This window comes from Psychrobacillus sp. PGGUH221 (genome assembly GCF_042055255.1).
Lineage (GTDB): Bacteria > Bacillota > Bacilli > Bacillales_A > Planococcaceae > Psychrobacillus.
The window spans coordinates 132,740-144,850 of record NZ_JAQMHQ010000008.1 but is presented as its reverse complement, the minus strand read 5'-3'; the positions used below and the strand labels follow the sequence as shown (position 1 = coordinate 144,850).

The following is a 12,111-nucleotide window of genomic DNA, read 5'->3' as shown; positions in this document are numbered from 1 at the left end:
GAAATATAGCTTGGTATAACGGATTCTCCTGCTTAAATGATTAAACAAATAGTATGCCCTGTTTAAAAAGAATCAATTTATCTGTTAATATTCCCTAAAGTTAAGCATATATCACATAAATAAATGAATGATTAAAGCCATGTTAAGTCCACGTAAATTTTTAAACATTAAATAATACAAACTTCATTTTTAGATACACGGATGTATCCTTTTATTCACTTCTATTTCAATGAAAGAAGGAAATATGGTGGACTGAAACCTTTCATATTGAATGTGTTTCAGACACCATAGAAAATTGAAACACGGATGTGCGCTTGCCGCACGCTTCGCTTGAGCCTCCGTAGGATGAGTCGCTCCTGCGGCGTGTGAGGCGCGCATCCTGTTAACCACTTTTGATGAAAAATCATTGATAGCAATATTTTGGACTTTCAATACTATTTAGCACATTTTAGTAAGAAAACTTTTATTTGTAATGGCTGACACCTGCATTCGCGCCTTCCCAGCCTCATGACGTGCCGTATGAGACAGATGTAAGCGTCTAGCGCATTACAGCGGCTCATGCGGACGTGCGGCATCCGCGAATGCATATAGATAAGTAGTATTCATTTTTAGGACTCGGATGTGCGCTTGCTGCACGACCTGCCTTATGAGACAGTAAAATTTAGAGCTTAAACCAGGAGTAAAGACGATACCAAAATAAAAGATCATAGATATTTGCATATCCATGATCCATATATAAAAATTGATTAAATTGTAGTAAAGCCTAAAAGATTGTACCCAACACTTAATGATCGCGATTTATTATATAGTTTAAAAAATGCTTCAAGAAAGAAGTATTGCGTGGCACTTCCTGTAATACTTCCATTGCAATACAGTAATTTTCCCACATCTCTTTTTTGGCACCTTCCAGACCCAATATAGATACGAAAGTGGAGTTGTTGTTTTCCTCATCCTTGCCAATAGGCTTTCCGAGTATGGCAGAATTACCTTCAACATCCAGTAAGTCATCCTTAATCTGAAAAGCAATGCCAGCGTGACGAGCAAACTTTTTCAAAACCTCTATTTCTAAATCATTTGCTTGGGCTAGGATGGCTGGCATTATTAGGGAAGCTTCGAAGCCTATGCCAGTTTTATAAAAGCACATCATATTTAATTGATCTAGTGTCAGTTGTTTCCCCTTTGAATCTAAGTCCATCGCTTGCCCTCTACACATATTTGCAGTTGTTTGTGCTGAATATTTAATCAGATTAAGTACAGTCTTCGAATCGAACTGATCCAGAGAGGTTTGTTCCTCAATTGCCTTTTGTGTTAAAAAAAGACCCGTTATTTCTGATATAGCAATGTTGTACACCTCATGAAGAGTTGGACGTCCCCTACGAATGGATGAATTATCCTGTGAAGGTAGATCATCAAAAATAAGTGAAGCTGTATGCATATATTCTAATGATTTCAAAAGTGGCTCGATAGCCGTTTTATTTAATCCATATGCTTTTACGCCCATGAACCAAGTAATTATTGGCCTTAAACGTTTTCCTTCACCCATTAGGCTGTAATTTGCAGCATCTTGTATAGGGTCTGTTATTAACCTCTTATTCTCGATTGTAGGGAGATTTAAGATACTATTAATCTGATTACGTAAAGTCTTGCTCACATTTGAAAATTCTTCCTGTTCTTCTCGATCCTTTTTCAATATGGTAATCATATGGTCACGAAGCAATTTATCAAAGAAATCTACATCATCGGCTTTTCGAACCATCTCTTGAATCAGTCTATTGAATTTAGGATTACTAGAAGCAAAGAGATCCATAACTTCATTGTACTTTTTAATACCCATTCGCTCTTTAAATCTTTTCAGCCCGTTTATAGCTCGATCCAAAATTACCTCACATGTCTTCCTGTCCGAGTCATACACGTTATGAATTAAATTAGAGATAACTGTCCAGTACAATTCAAATGGGTTTATGAGATCCAAGCGTTTATCATGATACTTCATATAATAAGTATATGGTGTTACCGCACCGTCCTTCATGTCATCAAACATATCTGCAAAATCATCAGCAAGCTGATTATAAATGCCATAAAAGAATGTTCGGTCGTCCAATTCTTTATCCTCAGGAGCACCGATTACTGAACGTACAATCAATCGAGAAGAAGAGGATTTTAATATAACAGGAATATAAAGTTCTTCATTGGTGTAATTTGCATTCGATAAATCTTTTATACGATCAACTTCTTGGGAATTAAAAAAAACATAGGATTGCGCGAAAAAATTCTTTGTTGTCTCTTGCCTCTGCTTGCTCTTAATATACGTAAAGGCTTCTCGAAGCTCCGCATGAATATACTTGATTAGAGCTACGTTCTTCCCCTTCCACTCTCCCAATTCCGGCACTACACCAGTAATAATTGTGGTACGAATCAAATCCGAATATTGTTTTTCCTCTTCTTCAGATAAAATTTTTGCATCCAGAAGATCATCAATAAATGGATAGGTTAAACCATAGGAATAGCCAAGCCTAATAGCTGCATCAAGCCTCCGAGAACGTTCTTCAGGAGATGTTTTGTCGTTCATCTCTTCAACCTCTTGCATGATTACTCCGGCAATGATTTTAATTAGTTTTCGTTGGGCTTGTTCAGCATTCATCCCGTTCGGAATTTTGGAGGATACTGTCTTCAGCTTGTTTATAACCCAGATTAGACTCGATTCCACTCCTTCTTTCTGTGCAATTCTGTATAACCCGGCCATGCTAAATGTCTCTTCTTTGTCTCCTTTTGATAGGTGATTTTTTAAACTATTTACTACACGGTCAATTCTGCTTAGAGTATCAGGTGAATCCAGTGCTTTTCCCAGATCACGCATAAAAATATAGGACATGCTTCTATCGAGGTAATTATCAAGTTTACCTGTGTAATTTAGCCATTGAATATAATGGTGATATCCGCGAGAATCAGGTTTTCCCTTTCCACGCGATAAAAAGGAGAATAATGAATGATGATGAATATGATTGTGTTTCCACAATCGTATATCTTCCGTTAGGATTGGTATATAAGCCTTTTCCATTACTTGCCCATAAAGTGATTTAAAATAAAGAGCAGCCTTCTGCTCAGCATGCTGATAGCATTCATCTGCATTTATTAATAACTCCTCGATCATTCCATAACACACCTTCACTTTATGTTCTCTTTTTTCCATCTTGTAACTATTAAGATCTCATCATATAGTATTTTCTTCATTATATCACCCGACACTTTCTCTAGCTTGTTTACGACTTCTAGCATTGTATTTATTAACTAATTTAAATCTATTCTTCTTTAAATGCCTAAATTCCTATAATTCACCAGACAGCTAAGCAATTGTTTAGTTTCATTTATTTGGTGACATACTAAACGAAGAAATAGATCTTTAGAATCCTAAAAACTATAGGGTTATCCATTACTAGAAATGATTATATGCGCAATTATTTGGAGGGTGTGCTTTTGTGAAACTGTTTCAAGTAAGAAAAGGGCAATTTGTATATTACAATAATGAATTGCACAGAGTTTATTCGGTAAAACCTATGTATAAACAATCTGTTCATCTTATGAGGCTGAGGGATTTGTCCCAACATTTAAGTAGTGCGGCCGAAGTAGAAAAGTACCAACCAAAAGAACTCGATAGCTTTATTTTCAATAAAAATATGTATACCCTCAGTAAAGATAGAAAAGCAGAGGAAGGGGATTTCATATTAATTACAAACCCAAATCCCGATTACCTCGATCATTATTCATTAAATGAAATCGAAGTAGTGGCAGCGGTTGAAAACAAAGGCGTTATTACGAATAGGTCCAACGGGATTAGACATAATGAGTATCTATTAATGGTTCCTGGACGTCATGATCAGAGTAATCCAATTGAATATCGAGATATTCAAAATATAGATGAGAGTACCTTGAATGATCAATTAAATGTTATTAATGACATGTTACCAACAATAGGCGATGTGTATAGAAAAAACGATTCAGATACTGTAATTGAAGCAATGGTTGTTGGTATAAAAGGCAATTCGATATTTCTTGGATGCGAAATAGAGTTACCCCATGAAGAGTTGATGAACACTGAAAAATGGGAATTTCTCTATAACCTTCTTGATAAATGATTATTGTATATTAGTCTTCACAATTATTAACACATTTCCTGTTGGAGGTTTCCATGAATGTTAACAAGCTAAAAGAAAACAGTGTATTTATCATCTCACTTATACTAACCCTTATTTTTATTGCATGGGGGGTCTTTTTCACAGATCTTCTTACAAAGGTCACCAATACTATTTTCAACATTTCTATTGATTACCTTGGATGGGTCTATATTGGCACCACCCTTTTCTTTGTAGTATTTTCCTTTTACTTACTATTTTCTAAGTATGGTCATATACGTTTAGGTAAGACTACAGACAGGCCTGATTTCAATACTGCGTCCTGGCTAGCAATGTTATTTGGGGCAGGAATGGGTATTGGGATTGTTTATTGGGGTGTAGCTGAACCGGTTACTCACTATACGAAACCCCCATATGGAGAGGGCTATACCATTGAAGCAGCCAATGTTGCCATGCAATATACCTTTTTTCATTGGGGCCTCCATCCTTGGGCGATTTATACTGTTATTGGATTAGCTCTTGCTCTCTGCCAATATAATAAAAAACTACCTGCAGCCATAAGTTCTGTTTTCTATCCGTTGCTGAAGGATAAAATTTATGGACCTATTGGTAAAACAATTGATATTCTGTCTGTATTTGCAACTGTCTTTGGAATAGCAACGTCTCTTGGACTTGGAGCATTACAAGTTACAGCCGGGATGCATTCCATTTTCGGTGTTCCAAATACTTTAGTTGTTCAACTGATTGTTATTGTTGTCGCTACAGTTATTTTCATTATTTCGATTAACACTGGCTTGGAAAAGGGAATTCAATATTTATCTAACGCTGCAATGATCATATCTTTTGCTATTTTGTTGCTAATATTAATTGTCGGACCAACTTTGACAATTATTAAAATCTTTTTTAATACGTCTGGGCTCTATATCAATGATTTTATCCATATGAGTTTAAGGATGACACCATTTGGTGAAGGAGAATGGATTGCATCATGGACGTTATTTTATTGGGCATGGTGGATTGCTTGGGCACCTTTTGTCGGTATGTTTATAGCCCGAATATCGAGGGGAAGAACCGTAAAAGAGTTTGTTGTAGGTGTGTTGATCGTCCCTACTCTTGGAACTTGTTTATGGATGTCTATCTTTGGAGGCTCCGCGCTTGATCTTGTGATCAATTCAGAAAATCATGAATTGGCTAAATATATTGCAGACAACGTGTCTTTAGCTATCTTTTCATTCTTTGATTATCTTCCACTAAGTTCTATATTAAGTCTTATGGGATTTGCTCTAGTAGCTATTTATTATATAACTGTTGCAGATACCTCTACTTTTGTATTAGGAATGCTGAGTGAAGGGGGAACATTAAATCCCTCCAATAAAATCAAAATGACATGGGGTATTATTCAATCTGCTGTTGCAGCAGTTTTACTTTTATCCGGTGGATTAACCGTATTGCAAACAGCATCTATTGCAGCTGCCTTTCCATTTGCCATAATTATGATCTTCATGTGTTACTCCCTACTTAAAGTGCTAGATAGTGAATTGGCAGTACAATCAAGGAAAAAAAAGTGAAAGAATATTGAATACTTAGGCTTGGTTCTGCTTCAACAGAATCAAGCCTATTCTCTTATAAGCTTAAAGAGTCACTGAAGTCATTCCCCTTCAGCTTCCCAACGTTCTATTTCTGCACGAACCAATGGTGCCACTTCTTTTCCTAGTAGTTCAATTGCTTTTAACACTTCATCATGAGGCATCGAACCGACTGGTACGTGAAGCATAAAGCGTGTGATGCCTACGTTTTTACGAAGAAAAATAATTTTTTCAGCAACTGTTTGTACATCACCTACGTATAAGGCTCCTTCTAAACTGCGTGCATGGTCAAAGGTGGCACGAGTATATGGACCCCATCCGCGTTCTTTTCCTAAAACGTTCATAGCTTGTTGAGTTGATGGAAAAAATTTGTCCACAGCACTTTCGGTACTTTCAGCAACAAACCCATGAGAGTGTGATGCAACTGTCAACTTCGATACGTCATGCCCTGCCTGTGTAGCTGCTTTCTTATAAAGTTGCACGAGTGGTGCAAACTGAAGTGGACTACCTCCGATGATTGCTATAACAAGTGGCAACCCAAGAAAACCCGCACGAGCAACAGATTGTGGAGTTCCTCCGCTAGCTATCCAAACTGGAAGTGGATGTTGAACAGGGCGTGGGTAAACACCCCGGTTTTGAATATCCGGTCGATGTTTTCCGCTCCAAGTAACCATTTCTGATTCCCTTATTTTCAATAATAATTCTAACTTTTCATCGAATAATTCATCATAATCCTGTAAGTCATAACCAAATAGAGGAAAAGACTCGATAAAAGAACCTCGTCCAGCCATAATCTCTGCACGACCATTTGAAATTGCATCTAGCGTAGAAAATTCTTGGTATACTCGAACAGGATCGTCCGAAGATAATACGGTAACCGCACTTGTCAGCCTAATTTGCTTTGTCTGAGATGCTGCAGCAGCCAACAAAACTGCTGGTGCAGAACATGCATAATCCTTCCGATGATGCTCTCCAACACCAAATACATCTAATCCTACTTGATCCGCTAATACAATTTCTTCTATAACCTCTCGAATTCGCTCAGCATGACTAATTACCTTACCAGTTTCCACATCCGGTGTTGTTTCTACAAACGTAGTTACGCCAATTTCCATTATACTTCTCTCCCCACTGCTAGTTATTTAACATACATATTACATCATCTCACTAATATACTTAGCAGATTATGCCTTCAAATAAAATAAAAAAGAACCATGTGTGTTTCTCACATGGTTCTATATAAAACAAACAGCTGTAATTGTGACTATCTCTTTTGAACCTCATGCATTAAATATTCCACAAACAAATCATCCCTCACCAGCCATGCTTCAAAGTTTCTTTTTAAAAATCGTTCGCATTCATCAAAGCTTATAAAGGTATGTTCCATTTCCCTTTTATTTTTTTCAATCATCCAGTTTTGTTCATCCTCTTGGTAAATAAGAAAAACATCATCATTTCTATTTTTGTATAACGAACCGAATGAAGATTGTTTCAAATTATATCGATTTCTTTTGGCATCTTCCTGTATTGGTTCCAAGTGAAATGTTTCGACCACAAATTGATTGTACGCTTCCTCTGTTAAAGTACAACCAGACGCTTTCTGATGTCCACCACCACCAAAATATCCTGCAATTTCAGAAACATCAATATGATCATGAATGGTGCGCAATGAAATTCTTTTTCCTCCCATAATTATAATTGCAATATAATCTAGATGAGGATATTCTTTACCAAGTTCGTTCCCTAGTTCCGAATGGTATGATTCTGCATAAACGATTCCAGTAATATATGCCCCTACTGTTGACTGTACAATCTCTCTTTTTTTACGACGAATATATCTTTCTATTTTATCTTCTTCCATGTTCAACAATGTCTTTTCTAATTCATCAAACACAAAATGTTCACTTGTCTGTAGTCGATCAATCATTTTTTCTTCAAAATCATCAATTGATACTAAAAAGAATAGCGAATTTAAGGAATGAGCTTGATGATTCTCATTTTTCTCCCACTCCCATGTATCGTATTGCCTAACCAACTCTACAAATTCTGCAATTGAATCCTTTGGCTCCAACAGTCTATGTTTGACTAGATATTTATAAAACAATGAAGTAGCAGACGTTAATTTGCCTTGATTATCTTCAACTAGGACATAGCCCCACTCATAATCATTTAAATGTAAAGCCGTTTTATGATGATCAAGTAGTTGGATTTTTCCTTTTGAATGATAAAAATTATCGAGCCTTTGTTCATTTTCTTTATTCGGAGACAAATCCGTAATAAATAAAAACGTATCTGAAGAATCATGTTCAAGAAAGAATTCAATCTCTCTATTTAAAGATGCTACAGAATTATATCGCACCTTCACTTGTTTACCAAAAGCTAGCTTTGCTAAAATCCCACATCCAACCCCATCTAAATCGTTATGAGTCAGTAATTTATACATTGCTTTCACCTCAAACATAGTATGGTTTTTAAAAGCTTAAATTATTATTAGGACTAGTTTTTATTCTTCCGTAGAGTAATTTTGTGTAACTGGTTATCCGAATAACTTAAATAAACAAGGAAATAATAAAAGTTAAAAGAGAGGTTCATAAACCATGAAGACAGTTTTAGCGATTCAATTAGTTCTAACCTTAATTTTCGGTAACTTTACGGCCTTTCATGTGAACAACGAAGAACATGAAGTTTCCCCACCGTATGCTAAATGGGGACAAATTGCTATACAAGAGACGAAGAAAAAATATCCTCAAGCAAGTATTATCGATTATCTTCATATTGGAAAGGAAACAGGTACAGATTCCTCAACAGAAAAGTTCAAACTATGGTTAAGAGAAAACAACAAAGAATTTGGTGTATTTGTTGATATTTCCTTTGATAATGAAACAGAACAGATAATTGATATTAAGTTAACCGAAACAAGTAACTAGACAGCATTTCTTACATTTAAATATAATTAAACCCCAATTATTAGATGTCAAATCTCACAATTGGGGTTAATCTATTTTATTGAATACAGCTTAGAATTTCATGTTCTATGTCTAACAGCCAAACCTTTTAGGAATTTACGCGCAAAATTATCACCACATACCTTATAATTTCGGTGTCCTTCTTTTCGTAAAATAGCGCCTAATTCTCCCTTTGACACAGCGATACCACCATCATCAAGTATATCTAGCATATCTTCTGCTGTTAATTGAAGTGCTACTTTCAATTTCTTCAGAAGCATATTGTTAGCACTCTTTTCAGGCGGTTCAGGGCTATTAGGCTGGTCTGGTTTTGAATCCTGTTTACCTCTTTTAAACGTAATAAACCCATTCAAAAATGACGCTAACATCTTATTATTACATTTTATTTGATATTCAGTTTCCTCTGCATCATCAAGATTATCGAATTCATCTTTTGATTTGGTTAGTATCTTTATTACTTCCTCTTTTGTAAATTCCATACCACCAAGTTTAAATATCTCTATCATATCTTTATTTTTAATATCTAGAGCATATCTAAGTCTAATTAATATATCGTTATTATCCATTTATAAACCTCCTAATAATGTTACCAATGCTACCTTACCATTTACTAGCCATTAATCACAACCAACAGTAAATTTTGAGATTTCTTCAACTATTCTCGAACCCTTTTTCTACTGTTACATCTTGTTATAAGTAATTCTTTCCTATCCTCTTTTTCTCAAACTTAGTAGCAGTTTGCTTTTCATAGAAAATAAATTTAACTAAAGAGTTGAATTTTATTTTAACTCAGATAAATATTACAAAACTAAAATAACCACCTTTGAAAAGTATTCAAAAGTGGTTATTAATTTAATATATTTATTTTTTGTTATTTAATTCTCGCCAACTATTTTGTAGTGAAAAATTTTATTTTGCGTTCTTATCTGGTTGATGAATTCCGAAAATATTTCCTTCAGGATCATGATAGTATCCTTGCCACGCCATTCCTGGTAAGGCATATTTAGGCAATGCAATCTTGCCTCCATTTTCAAGAATTTTAGATTCCGTTGCTTCGTAATCTTCCACTCCCATTGTACAAGCAAACCCATTTAAGGCTTGATTTGCTTCAGGAGGTGCACTTTGTCGTTGCATCAAAGCTCCATTTATTCCAGGTTCATTTTCATCCCCAGTCAAAGCTCCAAAATAAGGCATTCCCGCATAACTACTATAATCCTCAAATGACCATCCAAAAACCTGTCCATAAAAATTCTTTGCACGTTCCATGTCATCTACATGGATTTCAAAATGTATTAATCTTCCCATGATTACCTCCAAATTTTTTTATTTTAATATCCTAATTACATCCTCTTTAATATTCTATAAGTATTAAAATTATCCTGCTACAACAATACATGCTCCAATCAAGCGACCGCTTCACAATGTGAGGAGTGTGTGTGACAACACAAGGGGCTGATGGGATTATTAATAATATATTTCACTATTTAATTAGAATCAATTTAGCTTTGATATAATTGCTCATTAATTATATTTCTTACAATAAAACGGAGGGGCTTTCCAATAAGTCCTCCATCTGCTTTTGTGTTTAAATCTAATAATGTTGATTGAGTGAGTGAAATAATTGATTGGAGTGAAAGGCGGCGACTCCTGCGGGAAAGCGAGACATGCCGAGACCCCGCACGTAGCTTTAGAGAGGAAGGAAGGCTAAGGCCGCCTCTTCTCTTCCTGAGGCAACGCCTTCATGACCAACATCGTGTTGGCCTGAGGAGGCTCGGCGCTCGCCCGCGGAAAGCGTCCGCCTGAAACGGAAATCCTTCACACTTTTTAATAGAAGTTAGGAAGAGAGGGGCTGCCCTTAAAAGTCATTTTTTGACTTTCAGAACAGCCCCTCCGTTTTTTTATCTCATTTTCTTAGTTATAGTGTTCACAAATCTTTTTTACTTTTATGAATTGAAATCATACATTTGACCTTTAATCAAATATGCTGTACTTTCAGCGATATTTGTTATATGATCTGCTGTTCTCTCTAGAAAACGATTTACAAATAATAATTGTACAACCTGATTTGTTTCTTCTGGATGCTCACTTAAATAAGTAGTAAGGTTTTTATATGTTTCATCATTATATTCATCCACTATATCATCTAAGTCGCCAACTTCTTTGGCTAGCAGGATATTTTCCTCTAAAAAAGATTGTAGTGCTTTTTGGAGCATTTCTATCGATACTTCTTTCATCTTCTCTAGATGAGTAATCTCCATTAAGGGTTTTGTATTACGAATCTTGATAGTTGCTTTTGCGATATTTACTGCAAAATCCGCGATCCGCTCAATTTCAGAGGAAATTTTAAGTACACCAATGATCTCGCGTAGATCTCTTGAAACCGGTGCTTCTTTTGCCATTAGCCAGATTGCGAACTGATTAATCTCCAACTCAAGGCTATCAATAGCTGTATCTCCCTCAATAACTTTTATAGCTATCTCGACATCTTGTGTTTTCAAGGCCTTTAAAGATCTTTCAAGAGCAACAATTGATAGTTCACCCATTTCGGTGATTTTTCTTTTTAATTCCCCTAAATTATTCTCAAAGTTCACACGAATACTCATTTGTTTACCCCCTATTATCCAAATCGACCTGTAACATAATCTTCTGTTCTTTGATCCTGTGGTGTAGAGAAAATTTTATCTGTATCATCGTATTCAACTACTTCTCCATTTAAGAAAAACGCTGTTTTATCAGAGATACGTGCAGCTTGTTGCATGTTATGTGTAACAATGACAATCGTATAGTCTTTTTTCATATTTGTGATTAGTTCTTCTATTTTTAACGTAGAAATCGGATCTAATGCTGAAGTAGGCTCGTCCATTAAAATAATGTCTGGTTTCATCGCAATAGCACGAGCAATACACACGCGTTGTTGCTGACCACCTGACAAACCAAGTGCTGATGTTTTTAGACGGTCTTTTACCTCGTCCCAAATGGCTGCACTGCGCAAACTCTCTTCTACAATATTATTTAATTCTTTTTTACTTTTAATACCTTGCATTCTTGGTCCATAGGCAACATTGTCATAAATGCTCATTGGAAATAAATTTGGTTTTTGAAATACCATTCCTACTTTTGTTCGTAATTTGATTACATCATTTGTTTTATAAACGTTTTCATGATTAATGACAATATCTCCTGTAATTTTCACGCCATCAATTAAATCATTCATACGATTTAATGTTCGTAAAAAGGTTGATTTACCACAACCTGAGGGACCGATTAAAGCAGTAACCTCTTTTTCATGAATAGCAAGATCGACTCCAAATAGCGCTTGTTTCTCACCATAGAATAAATTTAAATCCCTTACATTAATTTTAGATGTACCTTCTTTACGTTGCTCCATTTGCGAAAATACCTTCCCTACTTGTTTTTTTGGTCGTTAGC

At 35.6% G+C, this 12,111-nt stretch carries 10 protein-coding genes; 3 read left to right on the top strand and 7 right to left on the bottom strand.

Going from position 1 to position 12,111, the window contains the following annotated elements; genetic code table 11:
• Positions 1-784: 784 nt before the first annotated feature.
• Positions 785-3,151, bottom strand: a complete 2,367-nt coding sequence (locus PGC35_RS14565) for a polyprenyl synthetase family protein (protein ID WP_375219686.1) — start codon at positions 3,149-3,151, stop codon at positions 785-787.
• 325 nt (positions 3,152-3,476) lie between these two features.
• Between PGC35_RS14565 and PGC35_RS14560 the strand changes: the two genes are divergently transcribed.
• Together PGC35_RS14560 and PGC35_RS14555 are read left to right on the top strand one after the other, a co-directional pair.
• Positions 3,477-4,133, top strand: coding sequence for a hypothetical protein (locus PGC35_RS14560; protein WP_375219685.1), 657 nt, complete (start codon positions 3,477-3,479; stop codon positions 4,131-4,133).
• Positions 4,134-4,186: 53 nt separating this feature from the next.
• Positions 4,187-5,698, top strand: a complete 1,512-nt coding sequence (locus PGC35_RS14555; RefSeq protein WP_056833117.1) for a glycine betaine uptake BCCT transporter — start codon at positions 4,187-4,189, stop codon at positions 5,696-5,698.
• Between the two features lie 80 nt (positions 5,699-5,778).
• Here PGC35_RS14555 and PGC35_RS14550 read toward each other — a convergent pair whose 3' ends face one another.
• Positions 5,779-6,831 carry an LLM class flavin-dependent oxidoreductase gene (locus PGC35_RS14550; RefSeq protein ID WP_375219684.1) on the bottom strand — a complete coding sequence of 351 codons (1,053 nt, stop codon included), beginning with the start codon at positions 6,829-6,831 and terminating at the stop codon, positions 5,779-5,781.
• A 149-nt stretch (positions 6,832-6,980) separates the two neighbouring features.
• A complete protein-coding gene (locus PGC35_RS14545; RefSeq protein ID WP_275790001.1) occupies positions 6,981-8,159 on the bottom strand; it encodes a DHH family phosphoesterase in 1,179 nt (392 codons plus the stop codon).
• 154 nt (positions 8,160-8,313) lie between these two features.
• On the opposite strand from PGC35_RS14545, the gene PGC35_RS14540 reads away from it, so the two are divergent.
• Positions 8,314-8,643 (top strand): DUF3889 domain-containing protein, encoded by a 330-nt coding sequence (locus PGC35_RS14540; protein ID WP_275790003.1) that lies wholly within the window; start codon positions 8,314-8,316, stop codon positions 8,641-8,643.
• A 98-nt stretch (positions 8,644-8,741) separates the two neighbouring features.
• On the opposite strand, the gene PGC35_RS14535 is transcribed toward PGC35_RS14540, so the two are convergent.
• The 4 genes from PGC35_RS14535 to pstB form a co-directional block, all read right to left on the bottom strand.
• Entirely contained in the window at positions 8,742-9,248 is a 507-nt protein-coding gene (locus PGC35_RS14535; protein ID WP_375219683.1) for a YehS family protein, read from the bottom strand.
• 343 nt (positions 9,249-9,591) lie between these two features.
• Complete coding sequence (locus PGC35_RS14530) at positions 9,592-9,987, bottom strand: VOC family protein (RefSeq protein WP_375219682.1); 396 nt, start codon at positions 9,985-9,987, stop codon at positions 9,592-9,594.
• Positions 9,988-10,625: 638 nt separating this feature from the next.
• On the bottom strand, positions 10,626-11,285 hold the full coding sequence (gene phoU / locus PGC35_RS14525) for a phosphate signaling complex protein PhoU (protein WP_375219681.1): 660 nt from the start codon (positions 11,283-11,285) through the stop codon (positions 10,626-10,628).
• A gap of 14 nt (positions 11,286-11,299) precedes the next feature.
• Positions 11,300-12,070 carry a phosphate ABC transporter ATP-binding protein PstB gene (pstB, locus tag PGC35_RS14520; protein ID WP_053591925.1) on the bottom strand — a complete coding sequence of 257 codons (771 nt, stop codon included), beginning with the start codon at positions 12,068-12,070 and terminating at the stop codon, positions 11,300-11,302.
• Positions 12,071-12,111 lie beyond the last annotated feature (41 nt).

What these genes read in the sequence shown, in the direction of transcription:
- PGC35_RS14535 (WP_375219683.1), bottom strand. Translation starts at nt 9,248, where the DNA reads ATGGATAATAACGATATATTAATTAGACTTAGATATGCTCTAGATATT.
- phoU (WP_375219681.1), bottom strand. Translation starts at nt 11,285, where the DNA reads ATGAGTATTCGTGTGAACTTTGAGAATAATTTAGGGGAATTAAAAAGA.
- PGC35_RS14550 (WP_375219684.1), bottom strand. Translation starts at nt 6,831, where the DNA reads ATGGAAATTGGCGTAACTACGTTTGTAGAAACAACACCGGATGTGGAA.
- PGC35_RS14540 (WP_275790003.1), top strand. Translation starts at nt 8,314, where the DNA reads ATGAAGACAGTTTTAGCGATTCAATTAGTTCTAACCTTAATTTTCGGT.
- PGC35_RS14565 (WP_375219686.1), bottom strand. Translation starts at nt 3,151, where the DNA reads ATGATCGAGGAGTTATTAATAAATGCAGATGAATGCTATCAGCATGCT.
- PGC35_RS14530 (WP_375219682.1), bottom strand. Translation starts at nt 9,987, where the DNA reads ATGGGAAGATTAATACATTTTGAAATCCATGTAGATGACATGGAACGT.
- PGC35_RS14555 (WP_056833117.1), top strand. Translation starts at nt 4,187, where the DNA reads ATGAATGTTAACAAGCTAAAAGAAAACAGTGTATTTATCATCTCACTT.
- PGC35_RS14545 (WP_275790001.1), bottom strand. Translation starts at nt 8,159, where the DNA reads ATGTATAAATTACTGACTCATAACGATTTAGATGGGGTTGGATGTGGG.
- pstB (WP_053591925.1), bottom strand. Translation starts at nt 12,070, where the DNA reads ATGGAGCAACGTAAAGAAGGTACATCTAAAATTAATGTAAGGGATTTA.